The sequence below is a fragment of the Streptomyces sp. ID05-39B genome (genome assembly GCF_033794725.1).
GTDB classification, from domain to species: Bacteria; Actinomycetota; Actinomycetes; order Streptomycetales; family Streptomycetaceae; genus Streptomyces; species Streptomyces bobili.
In genome coordinates, this window is record NZ_JARGEF010000019.1 from 1 (window position 1) to 21,914 (window position 21,914).

A 21,914-nucleotide genomic window follows, 5' to 3' on the forward strand; every position below is an offset into this window, starting at 1 on the left:
GGTCGGGCACGGGGGCGGGTCGGGCACGGGGGCACATCCCGAACTCACGCCCGAGGGTGTGGGCCGTGACCCGGGGTCGCGTGCACGCGTTGCCCTGGTATGACCCCCACCCATCAAGCATCCGGGCGTCACCGCCAACTGTTCGTCCCCGTCTCCGCAGAATCGGTTCCGCTGGCTCCGCCGCCGCCCCCGCCGGACCCGCCGATCTACCGCGACATGATGCGCGTCTGGGCCGACGGGGGCCGTACCCTGCCGGGTCGGCGGGACCCGGAGTGGCTGCGGCTGGTGGCCCCGCTGGTGCGGCGCGGCCAGTTCAGCGGGTCTCCGGACCCAGCAGATGACGGGCGATGACCATCCGCTGGATCTGGTTGGTGCCCTCGACGATCTGCAGGACCTTGGCCTCGCGCAGATAGCGCTCGACGGGGAAGTCGGCGGTGTAGCCGTAGCCACCGAGCACCTGGACGGCGTCCGTGGTGACCTGCATCGCCGCGTCGGTGCAGTGCAGTTTGGCCATGGCGGCCTGCCGGACGAACGGCCGGCCCGCGTCCCGCAGCCGTGCCGCCGCGAGATACAGGGCCCGGCCCGACTCGACCCGGGTCGCCATGTCTGCGAGCAGGAAACGCAGCCCCTGGAAGTCGGCGATCGGCCGCCCGAACTGCCGCCGCATGGTGGCGTAGGCGACCGCCTCGTCCAGGGCGGCCCGCGCGAGACCGACCGCGCAGGCGGCGATGCCTAGCCGTCCGGAGTCCAGTGCGGCGAGGGCGATGGCGAAGCCCTGGCCCTCGCCGCCGATGCGCAGCGCGTCGGGGATCCGCACACCGTCGAAGTGGACCTGCGCGGTCGGCGAGCCCTTGAGGCCCATCTTCTTCTCCGGCGGCGCAGCGCTCAGCCCCTCGGTGTCGCCGGGGACCAGGAACGCGGTGATCCCGCGGGCCCCCTCGCCGCCGGTGCGGGCCATGACGGTGTAGAAGTCGGCGATGCCGCCGTGGGTGGTCCAGGCCTTGGTCCCGTCGATGATCCAGCCGTCGCCGTCCCGGACGGCCCGGGTGCGCAGCGCGGCCGCGTCCGAGCCGGAGGTGGGCTCGGACAGGCAGTACGCGCCGAGCAGCCCGCCGCCGAGCATGGCGGGCAGGCGGGCGGACCGCTGTTCCTCGGTGCCGTGGGTGGCGAGGGCGTAGGTGGCCAGGGTGTGCACGCTGACGCCGAGTCCGACGGTGAGGCGGGCGGCGGCGAGTTCCTCCAGTACCTGGAGGTAGACCTCGTAGGGCTGGTCGCCGCCGCCGTACGCGGCAGGGTACGGAAGGCCGAGGAGGCCCGATTCCGACAGGAGGGTGAACAGTGCGCGGGGGAAGCGTCCGGTGTCCTCCTCCTCGGCGGCTTCCGGGGCGATCTCACGGCGGGCGATGTCCTGGACGAGGGCCAGCAGGTCGCGGGCCTCGTCGGTGGGCAGGAGGCGGTCCACGGCGGGCGGGACACGATCGGTCATGGCACCCCTCTCCTTCGCCTGCCGGTCGACGTCTCGGCGCTGTGAGTATGCCCGCGGGGGAAGCGGGCCGCACGGCGCGAGCGGACGGAATTGGTCCGCACCATTGACCCAACTGGTCTAGTCCTCCTACCCTCTCGACACCGCGTTACCGCGTTCATGCCAATCGGCACGCGTTCCCCTCTCCCCCACGAGGTGACACCCGATGCAGCACTCCGCCCACCGCCGCTCCCGCTTCCGGGCACTCGTCGCCGTCGCCTGCACGGCCGTGCTCGGCGCCGGCCTGCTCGCCGGCGCGGGCACCGCGACGGCGACCGACGTCTCCGCGACCGGGACCGCCACCGCGTCCGCGCGGGTGGCCGCCGGCTCCAAGGTCCTCGGCTACTTCACCGAGTGGGGGACCTACGACCGCAAGTACCTCGTCAAGAACATCGAGACGTCCGGCTCGGCGGCGAAGCTCACCCACATCAACTACGCCTTCGGCAACGTCACCGGCGGCAAGTGCGTGATGGGCGACGCCTACGCCGCCACCGACCGCACCCACACCGCCGCCGAGTCCGTGGACGGGGTCGCCGACACCTGGGACCAGCCGCTGCGCGGCAACTTCCACCAGCTGCGCGAGCTGAAGAAGAGGCACCCGGGCCTCAAGGTCCTGTGGTCGTTCGGCGGTTGGACCTGGTCGGGCGGCTTCGGCGAGGCCGCCAGGAACCCGGCCGCGTTCGCCCGCTCGTGCTACGACCTGGTCGAGAACTCCCGGTGGGCCGACGTCTTCGACGGCATCGACATCGACTGGGAGTACCCGAACACCTGCGGCGCCACCTGTGACACCAGCGGCCGGGCGGCCTTCAAGAACCTCATGCAGGCGCTGCGCGCGAGGTTCGGCACCGGGAACCTCGTCACCGCGGCCATCACCGCCGACGCGACCGCGGGCGGCAAGATCGACGCGGCGGACTACGCGGGCGCGGCGCAGTACGTCGACTGGTACAACCCGATGACGTACGACTACTTCGGCGCCTGGGACGCCACAGGGCCGACGGCCCCGCACTCGCCGCTGACCTCCTACTCCGGCATCCCGAAGGCGAACACCTACACCTCGGCGACCATCGCCAAGCTCAGGGGTCTCGGCATCCCCGCCTCGAAGCTGCTGCTGGGCCTCGGCTTCTACGGGCGCGGCTGGACCGGGGTCACCCGGTCGGCACCCGGCGGCACCGCGACCGGCCCGGCCGCGGGGACGTACGAGCAGGGCATCGAGGACTACAAGGTACTGAAGACCAAGTGCCCGGCGACGGGCACGGTGGGCGGGACGGCCTACGCCAAGTGCGGGAACAACTGGTGGAGTTACGACACCCCGGCGACCGTCGCGACGAAGATGAACTACAAGAACCAGCAGGGTCTCGGCGGGACCTTCTTCTGGGAGCTGAGCGGGGACACGGCCGCCGGTGAGCTGATCAGGGCCATCAACTAGCCGGTCCCGCGAGGGCACTTGGGGCGGAGGACCACGAGCCTTCGCCCCGAGGGCGGTTCAGGCCTCACGCCGGGCCGGCTTCGGGGCCGGGAAGGCGGGGTCGAGTTCCTCAACCGCGCGCAGGGCACCGCCCAGGGTCCTCACCAGGAGGTCGCGCATGGTCTCGCGGGAGAGGTCGGGGCGGTCGATCCAGTCGAGGGTGGCGCCCTCCACGCTGCACACCCAGGACAGCAGGCTCATCCGGGGCAGCGCCGGGATGTCGCTGCGGCCGTACGCCCCCTCGGCGATGGTGGCCACGATCGCCTCGCGGACCCCGTCACGGATGGCGTGCACCTCGATGTCGAAGCCGACTCCGCCGCTGACGATGGTGCGGTAGGCGGACTGGTGGTGCTCGGCGAAGCGCAGATAGCCGTCGATCGTGCGGTACACCCGGTCCACCTGGGGCAGTTCGATTCCGCTGGCCGCGAAGGAGACCAGGTCGGCGACGGAGTCCTGGATGATCGCCAGGTAATAGCCACGCTTGGACTGGAAGTAGTAGTAGATCAGTCCCTTGGCGACGTGCGCCTGCCGGGCGATGTCGTCCATGGAGAGCGCGTCGTAGGATGTGTTGGCGAACAACCGGCGCCCGATGGCGATGAGTTCGGCGCGACGCGCCAGGGACCGCTCGGTGCCGCGCGCCCGGGGACGGGACGCGTCACGCTGCTGGCTGATATTCAATGTCGACCCTGGTCTCCAACGGTCGGCGGGACGACGTCAGTATGTCAGGTCGAACGTGGGTGAGGTCACAGCGGGTCACGGCCGCCGACGGCGCTCCGGCCCCGGTGTCAGACCAGGCCGAGCTGGGTCACGAGCATCGCCACGACGACGACCAGCGTCCATCCCATGAGGTGCTCGAGGATCTTCGGACCGTCGTCCTTGGGCCCGCCGGTACGAGTACGGGCGGCGGTGACTGCGGCGGCGTGGGCGGTCATGGTGTCTCGCTGACGGTCGGGGGCGCGGTGGACGGCGAACTTCCGCCGATCCGTCCACCTTGCCACCGTGCGGGGCATGTGCGGCCGAGAGCTTCCTCACACGCCGACGGCCCTCGGTCTCACCGGGGGCCGTTCACCGAAAAAAGCAGGTCAGCGCACGCCGACCGCCTCGAGCGCCCTGCGCTGGAGCGGACCCGGACGGGCCGGGAAGTAGAGGTAGCAGACGCCCCCGGTGCCGGACGCGACCTTGCCGCTCGCGTTGTAGCGCTTGGTCCGCAGCCAGATGTTCTCGAACTCCCGCCGCCGGTAGACGCGCCGCACCGCCTGATCGCTCGGCGAGGCCGGGTCGTTGGCGATCACGTCGCCGTCCGCGGTGAAGCCGATCACGGTCATCAGGTGCCCGGAGGTGCCGTATCCCGCGCCCGTCAGCTCCTCCCTGAGGAAGGACTGGGAGGTGATGACCGGGATGCCGGCCGCGATGAGCGTCTCCAGGTCGGTCAGCGAGGTGAGCCGGGTCACCACGCCCTGGAGGTCCTTGAAGGTGGCGGCGTACGCGGCGTTGAACGGCCAGTTGCCGCAGCCCTTGTACTGGTGGTCGAACGTGTACCGGGCGGCGTGGCACACCTGCGGGTCGGCGTACGCGAGGTCGACCCAGGACAGTTGGGCGGGCGTGAGGCGGCCACCCCAGTACTCGATGATCATCTGCGAGGAGGTGGGGCTGCACCAGGCCTCGCCGCCGTTGTCGTACTCGGGGTACTGGCCGGCGTGGATCTCCTGCGAGTAGCGCGGGACGACCAGCTCCTGCGCCAGGCCGGGCACCGAGGCCGGCACGGTGAAACGGTCCGGCACGTCCGAGCCCATCGCCGCCACCCGCCAGACGGTGGGAGTGCGCTTCGTGCCGGGCCTGCGGTACAGGGTCAGGCGCAGCCGGTACGACGTGAGGCGCAGGCCGGTCGCGGCGTCGTCGACCGCGAGGGTGTCCGTCCACACGGTGCTTCTGCCGTCGGTCTGGTCGTCGACGGAGGTCCGCTTGATGTCCTGGTCTCCGGCCGCCCACCGGCCCATCACGTACCAGGGGGTGCTCGTGCCGTCGGAGTAGGCGGCCTTCAGTTCGATCTGGAGCCAGGTGCCGGCCGGGGTGCTCGCGTTCCAGGAGGCGATCGCCTCGGTGGCGGGGACCGCGAGGCGGTGGATGGGGGACGTCCAGGTCGCGTACTCCCACGCGGCGGTGGTGCCGGTGTGCGGGTCGGTGTAGTCGGTGGTCCCGGCCGGGGACGCCAGGACCAGAGCGGGCCGGACGCCGGCGACGGCCCCGGTACCCGCGGCGGTGCCGGAGCGCCAGTCGGTGTACGTGGTCCAGGCGTGGTGGTCCACGGGGCGGGCCGGGGCCGCGCCGGGCACCCCCTCCGGGCCCGCGGACTCGGCCGGACCGGCGGCCTCGGCCACCGCGGGGGCCGCGCCACCCGCGACGGCGGCGACGACCGCGGCAGCCAGGAGTGTCCTGCGGGACGGCTGATCGGTTCGGTCGCAGAGCTGGTCGGCTCTGCTGGACGACGGCTGTTCGGCTCTGCTCATGAGCGGAAGACCCCCAAGGTGTCCGAGTCGGAGCGGGTCCGGTGTGCGGTGCGGTGTGCAGTTCGGTGCGGTGTGCGGTGTGGGCCAACTATGGCGGGCGGTGGGCGGACCTGCCAGCACTTCCGCCCGTGCCACGCCCGGCAATATTGGTCTGTTCCACTGGCGTGACCTGCGGGAGGGCGGACCCGCGCCGCTAGACTTGCCGACCCACGCCGCCTCCGCCACGACCGACATCACCGCCACACCCCCACCACCGCGACCACCGCCAGGAACCGCCATCCGCCAGCTCGCCTCCCGGCTCCGCCGTCTGCCGCCGTCCTGCGGCCCCGTCCGCCTGACCGGCGTCGACGGACACGCCGGGTCGGGCAAGTCCACGTTCGCGGAGCGGCTGGCCGAAGCCCTGGGCGGGGCGCCGGTGCTGCACCTGGACGACCTCGCGACCCACGACGAGCTGTTCGCCTGGACCGGGCGGCTGCTGACCCAGGTGATCGAACCGCTCAGCCAGAGCCGGCCGGCCCAGTACTCCCCCTACGACTGGCGCACCCGTCGCTTCGGCCCGCCCCGCCCGCTCCCCCCGGCCCCCGTGATGGTGATCGAGGGCGTCGGCGCCGGCCGCCGTGCCCTGCGGCCGTATCTGGCGCGGCTGCTGTGGATGGAGTTGCCCCGCGAGGAGGCCTGGGCGCGCGGCCGGTTCCGGGACGGGGAGGAGCAGAGGGAGTTCTGGGACGGGTGGGTCGAGGCGGAGGAACGACATTTCGCCGAAGACCCGTCGCGGCCCTACGCGCACGGTGTGGTGCGGCAGTTGCCTGAGGGGTACGAGGTGCTGCCGGGGCCTGAGGGAACGCGGTGAGCGCGCCGCAGCGTCACGGAGCGTGAGCGATCACCCTCATGTGGTGAAACTGTGAAGGGCCTTGCGTTTGAACTTGGCCAAGTGCTTCAACTCGGCTTGACCGAGGGCCCGTACAGGTCTTACGTTCTCAATGTGCGGCATCAGAAGCCGCCCCGCAGTCGCGAAGCCCCCGGTTGTTCCCCCGTGATCGGGGGCTTCGTTCTGCCCGCGCACCCCCTTTCGCTCCGGTTTGCGGACGCGTCGTGGCGCCATCAGTTCACCCAGGGTCACCACTCGGCGGTGCGCCCCCTCTGCTCCCACCTCACCGAACGAGCTGTGCCGCACCCTTCGGCGGGTGCTCCCCCGCAGGTACGATGCCCTCGGTGCGACCTACGGACGACTGCTGCGCGCACCTGGCAACTCCGGTCCGCAGCACAGCGGTTCGACCATGGCAGCCGAGGGGCTCCGGCCCGGCGGCATACCGACGGGGGCACGGTTTGTGGGGGACGTGATGGACTTCGGCACGCAAGGCCCCGAGGCCCCGGCCGACCTCGCCTGGCTACGAGGCGTGGACGCCTACACCATGGGCGCGTATCCGCAGGCGGAGGAGGAGTTCCGCACCGCGGTGCGGATCGATCCCGGCATGGCCGACGGCTGGCTCGGGCTGCACGCGCTGCGCGTCGACACGACGACGGCGCTGCTCAGGATGTTCCGGCACCGTGACCGCTTCGGCGACCAGCGCACCCGGCACCGCCGCACGCTCAACTCCTGGTACTGGCTGGGCTGGTGGGTGCAGCCCGTGCTGGAGAGCCCCCGCGATCTGCTGCTCGCGCACGCCTCGCACTGGCTGGACGGCCGGCACGTGCCCGAGCTGGACCGGGCACTCGCCGGTCTCCCGCCCGTCGACACCGATCACCAGGTCCGCTTCCTGCACGCCTGCCGCGCCTATCTGGTCAAGGACTGGGAACAGCTCGTCCGGCACACCGACCCGCTGCTCGACGACCCCCTCCTCGGCATCGAGGCCGGTCTGTTCGGCGGTATGGCCCGCGTCCGGCTGGAGATGTACGGGCAGGCCGAGCCGCTCCTCTCGACGGCGTTGATGCGCTGTCGCAGCGAACAGCCGCAGCGCAAGGAGCTGCGGTACTGGCTGGCCCGCGCGCACGAGGGCACCGGCCGTTCCGCCGCCGCGCTCCCCCTGTACCGGGCCGTGCACCGCGTCGATCCCGCGTTCATGGACACCTCGGCCCGGCTCGCCGCGATCGCCGAGGGCGACGGCTACGACGACACGGCCGACCTCGCGGCCATCACGCTGAGCGGCATCGGGCAGGACGCCGGGGACGGGCCGGACCTCCTGGACCCACTGTTCGGCACCGAGGGCCGGGATCTCAGACTCACCGAGCCGTCCGACCTGCCGCCCGTCGGTCCCGTCCCGACCGTGCCCGACCCGGCCGTCCGCGAGAAGACCGTCGTGCCCTCCGTCCTGCCGGCCGGGCCCACCGACCCGGTGTTACTGGAGGAGGCGCTCTCCGAGCTGGAGCGCATGGTGGGCCTGGAGCCGGTGAAACGGCAGGTCAAGGCTCTGTCGGCGCAGCTCAACATGGCTCGGTTGCGGACCGGGCAGGGCCTCCCGGTCCAGCCGCCGAAACGGCACTTCGTGTTCTCCGGCCCGTCCGGCACCGGCAAGACCACGGTGGCCCGCATCCTCGGCCGCGTCTTCTACGCCCTCGGTCTGCTCGGCGGCGACCACCTCGTGGAGGCCCAGCGGGCGGACCTCGTCGGCGAGTACCTGGGCCAGACGGCCGTGAAGGCCAACGAACTGATCGACTCCGCGCTGGGCGGCGTCCTGTTCGTCGACGAGGCCTACTCCCTGTCCAACTCCGGCTACGGAAAGGGCGACGCGTACGGCGACGAGGCCCTTCAGGTGCTGCTGAAGCGGGCCGAGGACAACCGGGACCACCTGGTGGTGATCCTGGCCGGCTATCCCGAGGGCATGGACCGCCTTCTCGCGGCGAACCCCGGGCTCTCCTCCCGCTTCACGACCCGCGTCGACTTCCCGTCGTACCGTCCGCTCGAACTCACGTCGATCGGTGAGGTGCTCGCGGCGGACAACGGGGACGCCTGGGACGAGGAGGCGCTGGACGAACTGCGCTCGATCGCCGGGCATGTCGTGGACCAGGGCTGGATCGACGAGCTGGGCAACGGGCGTTTCCTGCGCACGCTGTACGAGAAGAGCTGCGCCTACCGGGACCTGCGGCTGTCGACGTACCCGGGGGCGCTGACCCGGGACGACCTGTCGACACTGCGGCTGCCGGATCTGATGCAGGCGTACGGCGAGGTGCTGTCGGGACGGGGCCCGCAGGACCCGGCCTGATCCGAGGGACGGGAGCGGGCGGACCCTCCGGCCCGCCCGCCCCGGCGACCGGACGGTCTAGGTCGCCATCACCACCTCCGGATAGTCCCGGTGCGCGGGGTCCGTCACCTCGCCGACCAGCAGCTCCAGGACGTCCTCCAGCGCGACCAGGCCGAGCACCCTGCCCGAGGCGTCGGCGACCTGCGCCAGGTGGGTCGCCGCCCGCCGCATCACCGTCAGCGCGTCGTCCAGCGGCAGTTCGGAGCGGAGTGTCGTCATCGGACGCCACACCTGCTGCGGTACCGCCCGCTCGGACTCCTCCAGGTCGAGGACGTCCTTCACATGGAGGTAGCCCATGAAAGCGCCGTTCTCCGCGGCGACGGGGAAGCGGGAGTAGCCCGTGCGGGCGGTGAGGGCGACGATCTGCCCCGGAGTGACCGACGGCAGGACCGTCACCAGTGACTCACGCCTGAGCAGGACGTCCGTGACCGGGCGGGAGCCCAGCTCCAGCGCGTCCTCCAGCCGCTCCTGCTCGTCGGGGTCGAGGAGGCCGGCCTGACCGGAGTCCTCCACCAGCCGGTTGAGCTGCTCGCTGGTGAAGACGGCCTCGACCTCGTCCCTGGGCTCGACACCGAAGAGCCGCAGGATGCCCTGGGCGCAGGCGCCAAGGGCGACGGTGATCGGCCGGCAGAGGCGGGCGAAGGCGACCAGGCCTGGGCTGAGCCACAGCGCGGCCTTCTCCGGTGCCGCCATGGCCAGGTTCTTCGGGACCATCTCGCCGATGACGAGGTGGAAGAAGACGACGGCCGCCAGGGCGATGACGTAGCCCAGCGGGTGGATCATGCCGTGCGGCAGGTGGATCCACTCGAAGACGGGCTCCAGCAGGTGCGCCACCGTCGGTTCGGCGACCGCGCCCAGGGTCAGGGAGCACATGGTGATGCCGAACTGGGCGGCGGCCATCATCTGGGGCAGGTGTTCCAGACCGTGCAGGACCTGACGGGAGCGCGTGGTGCCGAGCGGTTCGATCTGGCTGCGGCGGACGGACACGAGGGCGAACTCGGCGCCGACGAAGAAGCCGTTCGCCAGCACGAGCAGGCCGGCGAAGACGAGTTGGAGCACGCTCATCGGGTGACCTCCACGACCACTCCGGTGCGGACGATCCGGACCCGCTCGGCCCGGTAGTGGCCCACCCGGCGGACCGAAAGCCGCCAACCGGGGAGTTCGGCCCGGTCACCGACGGCCGGGATCCGGCCGAGCCGATCGGCGACGAGCCCGGCGACCGTCTCGTACGGTCCCTCGGGCGCGTCGAGGCCTATGCGCCGCAACGTGTCGACCCGGCAGCTGCCGTCGACGTCCCAGGCGGGCCTGCCGTCCTCGGGCGGGACGGCGGCAAGTTCGGGGATGTCCAGGCCGTCGTGCTCGTCGCGGACCTCGCCGACGATCTCCTCGACGATGTCCTCCAGCGTCACCACACCGGCGGTGCCGCCGTACTCGTCGACGACGACGGCGATGGGCTGCTCGCTGCGCAGCCGGGCCAGCAGGGGCCGCACGGGCAGGGTCTCGGGGACCAGCAGTGCCGGGCGGGCAATGCGGCCGAGCGGGGTGCGCAGCCGGTCACGGACGGGGACGGCGAGGGCGTCCTTGAGGTGGACCATGCCGACGATCTCGTCGATCTTCTCGCGGTAGACGGGGAAACGGGACAGGCCGGTGGCGCGGGTCAGGTTGACCACGTCCTCGGCGGTGGCCGACGCCTGGAGGGCGCTGACCTTCACGCGCGGCGTCATCACGTGCTGCGCGGTCAGCTCGGCCAGTGACAGGGTCCGCACGAACAGGTCGGCCGTGTCCTGTTCGAGCGTGCCGGCCCGCGCGGAGTGGCGGGCCAGGGAGACGAGTTCACCAGGGGTGCGGGCGGAGGCCAGCTCCTCGGTGGGCTCGACGCCCAGCGCGCGCACGAGCCGGTTGGCGACGGCGTTGAGACCGGCGATGACCGGCCGGAACAGGCGGGCGAACGCGTGCTGCGGGCCGGCGACGAACCGCGCGACCTGGAGGGGCTTGGAGACCGCCCAGTTCTTCGGTACGAGTTCACCGACCACCATCTGCACGGCGGAGGCCAGCAGCATGCCGATGACGACGGCCACACCGGAGACGGCGCCCTCGGGGACGCGGACGACGGTGAGGGGACCGCCGAGCAGCTCGGCGAGCGCCGGCTGGGCGAGCATGCCGACGACGAGGGAGGTGATGGTGATGCCGAGCTGGGTGCCGGAGAGCTGGAAGGACAGTTCCTTCAGCGACTCGACGACCGTACGGGCTCGTCGGTCGCCGTCGGCGGCGGCCTTCTCGGCTTCCTGTCGCTCGACGGTGACGAGGCCGAACTCGGCGGCCACGAAGAAGCCGTTGGCGAGGATGAGCAGGAACGCGGCTGCCAGGAGCAGCAGGGGGATGGTCATGGTGCCGCCGCCTCCGCAGGGGAGGGGGCGGCGCAGGTACTACAGGACGAACCGTCCATCGCCGGAGAGGGTCACTCCTCGGGTAGCAGGAGCCCCCGTGCGCCCGGCAGGGCACGACGGGGGTGGAGGCGCGAAAGGGAACGTCTCCGTGACCAGATTAATCAAGACACAGGGTCCGGTGGCAGGGTGGACGCCCCCGAGTCAGCCCTGATAGTGCTGGGCTGACGCTCCGGGTCAGCCCTGATCCTGCTCAGCGCGGTGCACGGACCTGGCCTCCACGAGGCTCCGCAGGGCGCGCGCATGGGCGATGGCCTGCTGTTTGTCGATGCCGGGCTGGATGCCGAGCGCGGGCAGGCTGGTGCCGTCGCTGAGGTCGAGGAAGACCCAGGGGTCGCCCGACCGGAGGTTCACCCTGAGGATCTCGGCCCATTCCAGGCGCCGCCTGCTCGCGATGTTCACCACGGTGACGCCCGAGTCGTCGGCGACGACCTTGACCCGGGCCAGCTGGGCCGGCACCCAGAAACAGAGGGCGCCGGTGAAGACGAAGCTGAGCCGCTCCCCCGGGCCGAGCTGCTCCAGCAGCAGGGCGACGGTGGAGATGACGGCGAAGAGCGCCACTCCGGCCGAGAGCAGCACCGCGCGGGTGCGGCTCGGCCGGAAGGTGACGGGGAGCGTGGGCTGGTCGGACATCTTCCCGGGATTCTCAGAGTCGGCAGGCGTGGATGGCCGTGGTGAGGATGGCGCGGGCGCCGATGTCGTACAGGTCGTCCATGATCCGCTGGGCTTCCTTGGAGGGGACCATGGCACGGACGGCGACCCAGCCCTCGTTGTGCAGCGGGGAGACGGTCGGCGACTCCAGGCCGGGGGTCAGCGCGACGGCCTTCTCGAGCTGCTCGACGCGGCAGTCGTAGTCCATCATCACGTAGGTCCGGGCGACCAGGACGCCCTGGAGGCGGCGCAGGAACTGCCGCACCTTGGGGTCCTCGCCGTCGGCGCCGGTCCGGCGGATGACGACGGCCTCGGACTTCATGATCGGCTCGCCGATCACCTCGAGGCCCGCGTTGCGCAGGGAGGTGCCGGTCTCGACGACGTCGGCGATGACCTCGGCGACGCCCAGCTCGATGGCCGTCTCGACGGCGCCGTCCAGGTGGACGACGGAGGCGTCGATGCCGTGCTCGGCGAGGTGACCCGCGACGATGCCCTCGTAGGAGGTGGCGACCGTCATGCCCTTGAGGTCCTCGACGCCGGAGGCCGTGCCCGGCTTGGTGGCGAAGCGGAAGGTGGAGCGGGCGAAGCCGAGCGGGAGGATCTCCTCGGCGTCGGCTCCGGAGTCGATGAGCAGGTCGCGGCCGGTGATGCCGATGTCGAGGCGGCCGGAGGAGACGTAGATCGCGATGTCGCGGGGGCGGAGGTAGAAGAACTCGACCTCGTTCTCCGGGTCGACGATCCGCAGCTCCTTGGATTCGCGGCGCTGCTGGTAGCCGGCCTCATGCAGCATCTCCCCCGCAGGTCCGGACAGGGAACCCTTGTTGGGGAGGGCGATGCGCAGCATGAGGTCGGCTTCCTTCGCGTGGTGGTGTTCGGGGGCGGGCTGGGCTCAGAGGTGGGCGTAGACGTCGTCCAGCGAGATGCCGCGGGCGACCATCATCACCTGGACGTGGTACAGCAGCTGCGAGATCTCCTCGGCTGCGGCGTCCTTGCCCTCGTACTCGGCGGCCATCCAGACCTCGGCGGCCTCTTCGACGACCTTCTTGCCGATGGCATGGACCCCCTTCCCGACCAGTTCTGCGGTGCGGGAAGTGGTGGGGTCGCCGGTGGCGGCCTTCTGCTGGAGCTCGGTGAACAGCTCCTCGAACGTCTTCTTGGACATGGTGGACCCACCCTAGCCGTTGTGCCCGCCTGCCTATCGCCAGGGTTCAGATACTGAGCGGAGGGTGGCCGCGGTCGCGACCGCGGCGGTCACCGCCTCGTGTCCCTTGTCCTCGTTGGAGCCCTCGATGCCGGCCCGGTCCAGGGCCTGCTCCTCGGTGTCGCAGGTGAGGACGCCCATGCCGATGGGGACGCCGGTGTCGACGGAGACCTGGGTCAGGCCCTGGGTGACGCCCTGGCACACGTACTCGAAGTGCGGGGTGCCGCCGCGGATGACGACGCCGAGGGCGACGATCGCGTCGTAGCCGCGGCCCGCCAGGACCTTCGCGACGACCGGCAGTTCCCAGCTGCCGGGGACCCGGAGCAGGGTCGGCTCGTCGATGCCCAGGTCGTGCAGGGCGCGCAGGGCGCCGTCGACCAGTCCGTCCATCACCTTCTCGTGCCACTGTGCCGCGATGACGGCGACCCTGAGGTCACCCACATTGCGTACGGACAGTTCCGGTGCACCCTTGCCGCTCACGTCTCTCCTTCGTGCTGTGCTTACTGGTTGCCGCAGGGGGACACGGGGGCCGTGTCCAGCCAGGGCAGGTCGTGTCCCATCCGGTCCCGCTTGGTGCGCAGGTAGCGGATGTTGTGCTCGCCCGCCTGGACGGGCATCGGTTCGCGGGCGGCGACCTCGATGCCGTGCCGGGTGAGCGCGTCGGTCTTCTCCGGGTTGTTCGTCAGCAGCCGTACGCTGCGCACGCCCAGGTCGTCGAGGATCTGGGCGCCGGCCGCGTAGTCCCGGGCGTCGGCGGGCAGGCCGAGTTCCAGGTTGGCGTCGAGGGTGTCCCGGCCGCGCTCCTGGAGTTCGTACGCCCTCAGCTTGGACAGCAGGCCGATGCCGCGGCCCTCGTGTCCGCGCAGGTAGACGACGACGCCCCGGCCCTCGGTCTGGATGCGCTGCAGGGCGGTGTCGAGCTGGGGGCCGCAGTCGCAGCGCGCGGAGCCGAAGACGTCCCCGGTGAGGCACTCGGAGTGGACGCGGACCAGGACGTCCTTGCCGTCGCCGATCTCGCCGTGCACGAGGGCGACATGCTCGACGCCGTCGACGGTGGAGCGGTAGCCGTACGCGGTGAAGGTGCCGTGGACGGTGGGCAGGACGGTCTCGGCCTCGCGGCGGACGGTCGGCTCGGCGGTGCGGCGGTAGGCGATCAGGTCCTCGATGGAGATGATCGTCAGGCCGTGCTTGCGGGCGAACGGGATCAGCTCGGGCAGGCGCAGCATGCGGCCGTCCTCGCCGGCGATCTCGACGATCGCGCCGGCCGGGCGCAGGCCCGCGAGCCGGGCGAGGTCGACGGCGGCCTCGGTGTGGCCGTTGCGGACGAGGACGCCGCCGGGCCTGGCGCGCAGCGGGAAGACATGGCCGGGGCGGACGAGGTCGGTGGGCTCGGCGGTGCCGTCGGCCAGGAGCCGCAGGGTGGTGGCCCGGTCGGCGGCGGAGATGCCGGTGGTCACGCCGTGCGCGGGGCCGGCGTCGACGGAGACGGTGAACGCGGTCTTCATCGACTCGGTGTTGTCCGCGACCATCTGCGGGAGTTCGAGCCGGTCGAGTTCGTCGCCCTCCATGGGGGCGCAGATCAGGCCGCGGCACTCGCTCATCATGAAGGCGACGATCTCGGGGGTGGCCTTCTCGGCGGCGATGACGAGGTCGCCCTCGTTCTCGCGGTCCTCGTCGTCGACGACCACGACGGGGCGGCCGGCGGCGATGTCGGCGATGGCCTGCTCGATCGGGTCGAGCGCGAAGTCCTCGACGCCGTCGGTGGTGTAGAGGATGGGTGCCGTGCTCATGCGGGCGCTCCTTCCAGAGCGGGCCGCGAACCCCTGCGGGAGCGCAGCCACCAGTCGCGCATGCCCCACAGGACGAGCGCGCCGTAGATGACGTAGACGAAGCCGGAGAAGGCGTAGCCGTTGGCGAAGTTCAGGGGGACGCCGACGAGGTCGACGAGGAGCCAGGCGAACCAGAACTCGACCATGCCCCTGGCCTGGGCGTACATGGCGACGATGGTGCCGACGAAGATGTAGGCGTCGGGCCAGGGGTCCCAGGACAGGGTCGGGTAGGCCTTGAAGAGGAGGGCCACGGCGACGGTGCCCGCGGCGGCGGCGCCGGCCATGGCGGCGCGCTCGCGCCAGGTGGCGAAGCGCGGGGTGATGTGGCCGTCGGCGGATCCGCTGCGGTCGCGGTTCCACTGCCACCAGCCGTAGAGGGCGACGGTCATGACGACGGCCTGCTTGCCGGCGCTGCCGGTCAGGTGGCCGAAGAAGGCGCCGAAGAGGATGAGGCCGGAGAGGCACTGGACGGGCCAGCTCCAGATGGACCGGCGCCAGCCGAGCGCGAGGCCGGCCAGGCCGAGGATGTTGCCGACCATGTCCGACCAGAGGATGTGCTGGTCGAAGAGGACGAAGGCCTCGGAGTTCAGCGAGTTCACTTCGCCGCTCCCGGGGTGGCGGCCATCAGCCGCTCCACGTACTTGGCGACGATGTCGACTTCGAGGTTGACCGGATCGCCGGGCTGCTTCAGGCCGAGGGTGGTCAGGTCGAGGGTGGTGGGGATGAGGCTGACGGTGAAGTGGTCCTGGCCGGCTTCGACGACGGTGAGGCTGATGCCGTCGACGGTGATGGAGCCCTTCTCGACGACGTACCGGGCGAGGTCGGCGGGGAGCGCGACCTTGACGATCTCCCAGTGTGCGGAGGGCGTGCGCTCCAGCACCTGTCCGGTGCCGTCGACGTGGCCCTGCACGATGTGGCCGCCGAGGCGCGCGCCGACGGCCGTGGGCCGTTCGAGGTTGACACGGGAGCCGACGGTGAGGGCACCGAGGCTGGAACGCTTCAGGGTCTCCGCCATGACGTCGGCGGTGAACTCGTCACCCTCGTGCTCGACGACGGTGAGACAGACCCCGTTCACGGCGATGGAGTCGCCGTGCTTGGCGCCGTCGGTGACGACGGGGCCGCGCAGCCGGAAACGGGAGGCGTCGCCGAGATTCTCGACGGCGGTGACCTCACCCAGTTCTTCGACGATTCCGGTGAACACTTCCCGGGTCCTCCTGCCTCATTCGGGCACGGACTCCGGGGCCTGTCGAAGACGACAGAATGAAACGGGCGACGACACCGGGGGCGACGCCGGACACACTCGTCCGCGGACGAGTACATGTTCGGCGGCACGCACGAATGCCTGCCCGCCGCGCACTGCCTCCCATCCGGACTTTAACCGTCGGTCCAGGAATTTCACCTGGTCAACCGGTCGCTGGAAGCGACCGGGTCGCGGACTGTAACCGCCGGTTCGGACTTTCACCGACCCCGGAGTGCGCTGCTGTAGGTACAGGGCCAGTGTGCCACGCCCGGTAGTGGTCCATGCGGGTGAAGTCTGTGGGGTGGCTCACAGGGGGTGCGCATGGACATCTCGGGCGGACCGCAAGGGCCCCAACTCGCCGTCGCCGCACCCCTCTTCAAATTGGTCCATACCTATTGACTCACTGGTCTAGTCCTCTCTAGGGTCTGCGCAACTTCCGTGGAGAGGAACCGACTGTGCTGTCCCCCTCACGACACCGGGCGAGACCCGCGCTGCTCGCCGCCGCGGCAGCCGTCGCGGGCCTGCTGCTCGCCGGACTCCCGGCCACCGTCTCGAACGCGGCCGACCAGGGCTCCTGCCGCCCCGACGGCCTCTACGCGACACCGGGCGTGGACGTCCCCTACTGCTCGGTCTACGACCCGGCCGGCCGGGAGAAGATGGGCGCCGACCACCAGCGCCGGGTGATCGGCTACTTCACCGGCTGGCGCACAGGGAAGGACGGCACCCCCGCCTACCTGGCCCCGGACATCCCCTGGGACAAGGTCACCCACCTCAACTACGCCTTCGCGCACGTCGACGGCGCCAACAAGCTCTCCGTCGGCGCGGACGGGGCGGCCAACGCGGCGACCGGGATGACCTGGCCGGGAGTGGCCGGCGCCGAAATGGATCCGGCACTCCCCTACCAGGGCCATTTCAACCTCCTCAACAAATTCAAGAAGCAGCACCCGGACGTCAAGACCCTGATCTCCGTGGGCGGCTGGGCGGAGACCGGTGGCTATTTCGCCGCCGACGGCACCCGGGTGAACTCCGGCGGCTTCTACTCGATGGCCACGAACGCGGACGGCTCCGTCAACCAGGCCGGCATCGACACCTTCGCGCATTCCGCCGTCGACTTCATCAGGAAGTACGGCTTCAACGGCGTCGACATCGACTACGAATACCCGACGACCATGAAGGACGCGGGCAACCCGCTCGACTGGTCCCTCTCCAACGCCCGCCGCTCCGGCCTGGTCAAGGGCTACGCGGCCCTGATGAAGAGCCTGCGCGAGAAGCTCGACCGGGCGGGGTCGGCGGACGGCAGGCACTATCTGCTGTCGGTGGCCGCTCCCTCGTCGGGATATCTGCTGCGCGGCATGGAGACCTTCCAGGTCCAGAAATACCTGGACTACGTCAACATCATGTCGTACGACCTGCACGGCGCCTGGAACGAGTACGTCGGTCCCAACGCCTCCCTCTTCGACGACGGCAAGGACGCCGAACTCGCCGCGGCGGGCGTGTATTCGACGTCCCAGTACGGAGGGATCGGCTATCTCAACACCGACTGGGCCTACCACTACTTCCGCGGGTCGATGCCGGCCGGCCGGATCAACATCGGACTCCCCTACTACACACGGGGGTTCAAGAACGTGACCGGCGGGACCGACGGGCTGTGGGGCAGGGCGGCCACGACCACGTGTCCGGCCGGTTCGGGGCTCACCAGGTGCGGGGACGGTGCCGTCGGCATCGACAACCTCTGGCACGACCTCGACACCGCCGGCCGGGAGGCGCCCGCGGGCTCCAACCCGATGTGGCACGCCAAGAACCTGGAGAAGGGTGTCGTCGGCGACTACGTCACCCGGTACGGCTTCCCGGCCGACACCCGGCTGACCGGCACGTACGCCCGCAGGTACGACGCCACACTGGTCGCGCCCTGGCTGTGGAACGCCGAGAAGAAGGTGTTCCTCTCCACCGAGGACGAGCAGTCCGTCGCCGCCAAGGCCGACTACGTGGTCGACCAGGGCATCGGCGGCACGATGGTCTGGGAGCTGGCCGGCGACTACGGCTGGAACGCGGCCAAGGGGCAGTACGAGCCGGGGTCGACGCTGACCTCCGCCATGTACGAGAAGTTCAGGTCGGCCTCGCCGTACGGCGCGAAGCGCTCGACGGTGGAACTGCCTGCCCAGGCGTTGAAGATCGACGTGGAGTTCGGGCAGTTCCCGCTCGGCGACTCCAACTACCCGATCAGCCCCAAGCTGAAGATCACCAACAACACGTCCACGACCCTGCCCGGCGGCACGGAGTTCCGCTTCGACTACGGCACATCGGCGCCCGGCAACGCCAAGGACCAGTCGGGCTGGGGGACTTCGGTGCTCAGCAGTGATCACACGGGGAGCAACATCGGCGGCCTCAAGGGCAACTACCACCGGGTCTCGCTGAGGCTGCCTGCCTGGCAGACGCTGGCGCCGGGGGCCTCGGCGGAGCTGGACCTCGTGTACTACCTGCCGGTGTCGACACCCTCGAACTGGACGGTGACCTTCGGCGGGCGGACGTACGCGCTGGCCGGGGATCTGACGCGGGGCACGACGGTGGTGGAGCCGGGAGCGAGCCCCAGCCCGAGCACCAGCGCCAGCCCGAGCCCGAGCCCGACGGCGAGTGTCTCCCCGTCGCCCTCCGGCTCCGGCGGGTCCGGGCAGTGCACCGCCCCGGCCTGGACGGCGACGACGGAGTACGTCGGCGAGAGCAAGGTGTCCCACCGGGGGCACGGCTGGCGCGCCAAGTGGTGGACGAAGGGCGAGGAGCCCGGCACCACCGGTGAATGGGGGGTGTGGCAGGACCTCGGCGCCTGCTGACCCCTCCCGTAAGACCGGCCCGGCGGCGGTGACGACGGCCCTTGCCCGCCGCCGGGCCTCTCCATGAGCGTGACCCGCTCGCGGAGAGACTCAATGGCCCCCGAACAGTTCCTCCTGTGCGGACTCCCGTGCCGTGAGCAGCGCCCCCCGCAGTACGGCGGCACCGCCCAGGAGGCTCGGGCGTACCTGGGTGGGAAGCGGTGCCATCCGCCGGAGCCGGTCCGCCACCCGTGTCGCGAGCGCCTCGCCGCCGGCCTGGCCGACCTCCCCGCCGAGGACCACGCACCCGGGGTCGAGGACGGCGACGACGGAGGCGGCGCCGATGGCGAGCCGGTCGGCGAGGGCGTCGAGGAAGCGGCCGGAGGGGTTGTCGCCGAGCCCGCTGCCCGGGGTGCTGTCGGGGTTCCCGCCGGAGGCGTCCGGCGTCTGTGCCACCGCCGCCCGTACCAGGGCCGCCGCCTCCGGTTCGCCGGGAACCGGTTCCAGGGCCGGCCCGATTCCGTGCTCCCGTGCCAGCGCCACGACCGCCGCCGAGCCCGCCAGGGAGTGGAAGCCGCCCTCGCAGTCCGTGGCCGACGGCAGGCCGGTGGTGCCGGGGACCGGCAGGAACCCGATCTCGCCGGTACCGCCGGAGGCTCCCCGGCGCAGGGCCCCGTCCAGGACGACGGCCGCCCCCGTGCCGTGGCCGAGCCACAGCAGCACGAAGGTGTCCCGGTCGCTGGCGGCGCCCTCACGCTGTTCGGCCAGGGCGGCGAGGTTGGTCTCGTTCTCGACCGTCACGCGGGCCTCGGGGAGCCGTTCCTGGAGGGCGGCCACCAGACGGCGGTGCCAGGCCGGCAGGCCGGAGGAGTCACGCAGTTCGCCGCTGGCGGGATCGATCAGGCCGGGGGCGCCGATGCCGACGGTGTGCAGCCGGTCGGCGCCGGACTCCTTCAGCGCCCGCTCGACGAGGGTCACCGCCTGCTCCACGGCCGGCCCGGTGCCGATGTCGCCGCCGATCGGCACGGACGCCTCGGCGAGCACCCGCCCCACCAGGTCGGAGACCAGCACGGCGACGCCCTCGGTGCGCACGTCCAGCGCAGCGAGATGGGCGCGGCCGGCGACGAGGCCGTACAGCCGGGCGTTCGGGCCGCGCCGCTGCTCCCCCGCCTCGCCGACGACCTCGATCAGGCCGGCGGCGGCGAGGCGTTCGACGAGGTCGGCGACGGTGGGCCGGGACAGGCCGGTCAGCTGCTTCAACTGCCCCGCCGTCAACGGTCCTTCGTCCTGCATGAGTCGCAGGGCGAGCCGGTCGTTGATGGCCCGGGCGGTGCTCGGAGATGCGGGCATGCGCGGAATCCTCCCATGGGCGCCGGAGCGTCACGCGAGACCGGCCTCTATTTATCAGGCAGGGTCCCTGATAGTTTACGCAGGCGCCGCGACGACGCGGCCCACGCACGGCACCACGCCGGGCGGCACACTGGCGAGGAGGGTCCCAGGGCATGAGCGAAGCGACCTACGCACCGTCGGAACTACGGCGGGCCCGGTACGCCGTGGCCGCCGTGTTCGCCGTGCACGGCGCCGTCACCGGTTCCTTCGCCACCCGGGTGCCGTGGATCCAGGACCACGCCTCCGTAGGTGCCGGCCAGCTCGGCTTCGCCCTGGCCTTCACGGCGTTCGGCGCCGCCTGCGCGATGCCGCTGGCGAGCCGGATCACCCACCGCTTCGGCAGCCGTGCGGCCCTGCGCGGGCTGCTCGTGCTGTGGACGCTGGCACTGGTCCTGCCCTCGCTCGCACCGACCATGCTCACCCTGTGCCTGGCGATGTTCGTCTACGGCGCGACCGCGGGCATGGCCGACGTGGCGATGAACGCCCTCGGCGTCGAGGTCGAGCAGCGGCTCGGCAAGTCGATCATGTCGGGCCTGCACGGCATGTGGAGCGCGGGCGCGCTGATCGGTTCGGCGGGCGGCACCCTCGCCGCGCACCTGGGCACGGACGCGCGCCTGCACCATGTGCTGGCGGCCGCCGCCCTCACCCTGCTCGGCCTGCTGGCCTGCCGTTGGGTGCTCGATCTGCGGCCCGCCGAGGACCAGGAGGCCCCGCCGCGCTTCACGCTGCCGCCCCGCTCGGCGCTGCTGATCGGCGCGGTCGGGTTCTGCGCGGTGTTCGCGGAGGGCGCGAGCCTGGACTGGTCGGCGGTCTACCTGGAGGACCACCTCGGTACCTCCGCCGGTCTCGCGGCGGCCTGCACGACCGGCTTCATGCTCACGATGGCGGTGGCCCGGCTCGTGGGGGACGCGGTCGTGAACCGGTTCGGCGCGGTCCGCACGGTGCGTACGGGCGGCGTGCTGGCCGCCGCGGGCGGGCTGCTGATCGTGGTGGCGGACCACCCGGCGGCGGCGATGGGCGGGTTCGCGATGATGGGTCTGGGCATCGCCGTCGTGGTCCCGCTGTGCTTCGCCGCGGCCGGACACAGCGGCCCCAATCCCAGCCAGGCCATCGCCGGTGTCGCGACGATCACCTACACCTCCGGGCTGATCGCGCCGAGCCTGATCGGCGGGGTGGCGCAGGCGACCAGCCTGATGGTGTCGTTCGCCGTGGTGACGGTGCTGGCCTTCGGACTCGTCCTGTTCGCGGGCGTCCTGCGCGCCGGCGAGCGTACGCCGCTGAAGACCGGTACACCGGACGCGGCGATGCCCGGCCCACGCTCCTGAGCGTCTCGCTCCCCCGACGTGGGAGGGGCATGCTCGCCGCATCGGGGGTAGCGGCACGGGTGCCGGGGCCCGGCGACCGGGGTCTCGTCGCTGACGTGCGGTTCCCTCACGGCGTCGCCGGTGCGGACCCAGTCCCCCTCGCGGCGCACGCCGCGTTTCTGCCACGGCCCGGTCCGTGCGTGCCCGGCGGGAGCGGACGGGCACGCCGGTCGGCAGCACCGGCCACGCACCCGGTCCGCCTCAGGGCGCGGCGACCCCTCCTCGACGAGGGCACCGGCTCCCACTACGAGGCCGG

At 71.5% G+C, this 21,914-nt stretch carries 19 protein-coding genes and 1 riboswitch; of the genes, 5 read left to right on the forward strand and 14 right to left on the reverse strand.

The genetic code is table 11. From position 1 onward, the window contains the following. Positions 1-313: 313 nt before the first annotated feature. A complete protein-coding gene (locus P1P75_RS07250; protein WP_319252686.1) occupies positions 314-1,486 on the reverse strand; it encodes an acyl-CoA dehydrogenase family protein in 1,173 nt (390 codons plus the stop codon). A gap of 202 nt (positions 1,487-1,688) precedes the next feature. Here P1P75_RS07250 and P1P75_RS07255 point away from each other — a divergent pair, with 202 nt between their 5' ends. Beyond that, complete coding sequence (locus P1P75_RS07255) at positions 1,689-2,948, forward strand: glycoside hydrolase family 18 protein (RefSeq protein WP_319252688.1); 1,260 nt, start codon at positions 1,689-1,691, stop codon at positions 2,946-2,948. 57 nt (positions 2,949-3,005) lie between these two features. Here P1P75_RS07255 and P1P75_RS07260 read toward each other — a convergent pair whose 3' ends face one another. The 3 genes from P1P75_RS07260 to P1P75_RS07270 form a co-directional block, all read right to left on the reverse strand. Further along, positions 3,006-3,665, reverse strand: coding sequence for a TetR/AcrR family transcriptional regulator (locus P1P75_RS07260; protein WP_319252690.1), 660 nt, complete (start codon positions 3,663-3,665; stop codon positions 3,006-3,008). Between the two features lie 107 nt (positions 3,666-3,772). Beyond that, positions 3,773-3,919: an SCO1431 family membrane protein gene (locus P1P75_RS07265; protein WP_319252692.1), complete on the reverse strand. Its 147-nt coding sequence runs from the start codon at positions 3,917-3,919 to the stop codon at positions 3,773-3,775. Positions 3,920-4,069: 150 nt separating this feature from the next. After that, on the reverse strand, positions 4,070-5,494 hold the full coding sequence (locus P1P75_RS07270; protein ID WP_319252694.1) for a peptidase C39 family protein: 1,425 nt from the start codon (positions 5,492-5,494) through the stop codon (positions 4,070-4,072). A 277-nt stretch (positions 5,495-5,771) separates the two neighbouring features. Between P1P75_RS07270 and P1P75_RS07275 the strand changes: the two genes are divergently transcribed. Both P1P75_RS07275 and P1P75_RS07280 read left to right on the forward strand, forming a co-directional pair. Beyond that, positions 5,772-6,344, forward strand: coding sequence for a hypothetical protein (locus P1P75_RS07275; protein WP_319252763.1), 573 nt, complete (start codon positions 5,772-5,774; stop codon positions 6,342-6,344). 490 nt (positions 6,345-6,834) lie between these two features. Beyond that, positions 6,835-8,694, forward strand: coding sequence for an AAA family ATPase (locus P1P75_RS07280; RefSeq protein ID WP_319252765.1), 1,860 nt, complete (start codon positions 6,835-6,837; stop codon positions 8,692-8,694). Positions 8,695-8,751: 57 nt separating this feature from the next. Here the strand turns inward: P1P75_RS07280 and P1P75_RS07285 are convergent, their stop codons facing one another. The 9 genes from P1P75_RS07285 to P1P75_RS07325 all read right to left on the reverse strand — a co-directional run bounded on the left by P1P75_RS07285 (position 8,752) and on the right by P1P75_RS07325 (position 16,059). Then, the gene (locus P1P75_RS07285; RefSeq protein WP_319252696.1) at positions 8,752-9,798 is read right to left on the reverse strand and encodes a hemolysin family protein; all 1,047 of its coding nucleotides are present in this window, start codon (positions 9,796-9,798) and stop codon (positions 8,752-8,754) included. Beyond that, entirely contained in the window at positions 9,795-11,120 is a 1,326-nt protein-coding gene (locus tag P1P75_RS07290; RefSeq protein ID WP_319252698.1) for a hemolysin family protein, read from the reverse strand. The genes P1P75_RS07285 and P1P75_RS07290 overlap by 4 nt, the downstream gene beginning before the upstream one ends. Positions 11,121-11,354: 234 nt before the next feature. Further along, positions 11,355-11,810, reverse strand: a complete 456-nt coding sequence (locus tag P1P75_RS07295) for a PH domain-containing protein (RefSeq protein WP_319252700.1) — start codon at positions 11,808-11,810, stop codon at positions 11,355-11,357. Positions 11,811-11,823: 13 nt separating this feature from the next. After that, the gene (gene hisG / locus P1P75_RS07300; protein ID WP_319252702.1) at positions 11,824-12,672 is read right to left on the reverse strand and encodes an ATP phosphoribosyltransferase; all 849 of its coding nucleotides are present in this window, start codon (positions 12,670-12,672) and stop codon (positions 11,824-11,826) included. A 45-nt stretch (positions 12,673-12,717) separates the two neighbouring features. Then, entirely contained in the window at positions 12,718-12,990 is a 273-nt protein-coding gene (locus P1P75_RS07305; protein WP_086764978.1) for a phosphoribosyl-ATP diphosphatase, read from the reverse strand. Between the two features lie 33 nt (positions 12,991-13,023). Further along, positions 13,024-13,509, reverse strand: coding sequence for a 6,7-dimethyl-8-ribityllumazine synthase (ribH, locus tag P1P75_RS07310; protein ID WP_086764975.1), 486 nt, complete (start codon positions 13,507-13,509; stop codon positions 13,024-13,026). A gap of 20 nt (positions 13,510-13,529) precedes the next feature. Then, on the reverse strand, positions 13,530-14,819 hold the full coding sequence (locus P1P75_RS07315) for a bifunctional 3,4-dihydroxy-2-butanone-4-phosphate synthase/GTP cyclohydrolase II (RefSeq protein WP_319252704.1): 1,290 nt from the start codon (positions 14,817-14,819) through the stop codon (positions 13,530-13,532). Continuing rightward, positions 14,816-15,457, reverse strand: a complete 642-nt coding sequence (locus P1P75_RS07320) for a nicotinamide mononucleotide transporter family protein (protein WP_319252706.1) — start codon at positions 15,455-15,457, stop codon at positions 14,816-14,818. The genes P1P75_RS07315 and P1P75_RS07320 overlap by 4 nt, the downstream gene beginning before the upstream one ends. Beyond that, positions 15,454-16,059 (reverse strand): riboflavin synthase, encoded by a 606-nt coding sequence (locus P1P75_RS07325; RefSeq protein WP_319252708.1) that lies wholly within the window; start codon positions 16,057-16,059, stop codon positions 15,454-15,456. Before P1P75_RS07325 ends, P1P75_RS07320 begins: the two co-directional genes overlap by 4 nt. A gap of 148 nt (positions 16,060-16,207) precedes the next feature. Further along, positions 16,208-16,338, reverse strand: a riboswitch (FMN riboswitch). A gap of 215 nt (positions 16,339-16,553) precedes the next feature. On the opposite strand from P1P75_RS07325, the gene P1P75_RS07330 reads away from it, so the two are divergent. After that, positions 16,554-18,926, forward strand: coding sequence for a chitinase C-terminal domain-containing protein (locus P1P75_RS07330; protein ID WP_319252709.1), 2,373 nt, complete (start codon positions 16,554-16,556; stop codon positions 18,924-18,926). 90 nt (positions 18,927-19,016) lie between these two features. Here P1P75_RS07330 and P1P75_RS07335 read toward each other — a convergent pair whose 3' ends face one another. Further along, positions 19,017-20,255, reverse strand: a complete 1,239-nt coding sequence (locus tag P1P75_RS07335) for an ROK family transcriptional regulator (RefSeq protein ID WP_319252711.1) — start codon at positions 20,253-20,255, stop codon at positions 19,017-19,019. Between the two features lie 152 nt (positions 20,256-20,407). Between P1P75_RS07335 and P1P75_RS07340 the strand changes: the two genes are divergently transcribed. Beyond that, entirely contained in the window at positions 20,408-21,619 is a 1,212-nt protein-coding gene (locus tag P1P75_RS07340) for an MFS transporter (protein WP_319252713.1), read from the forward strand. The last annotated feature ends 295 nt before the right edge of the window (positions 21,620-21,914 follow it).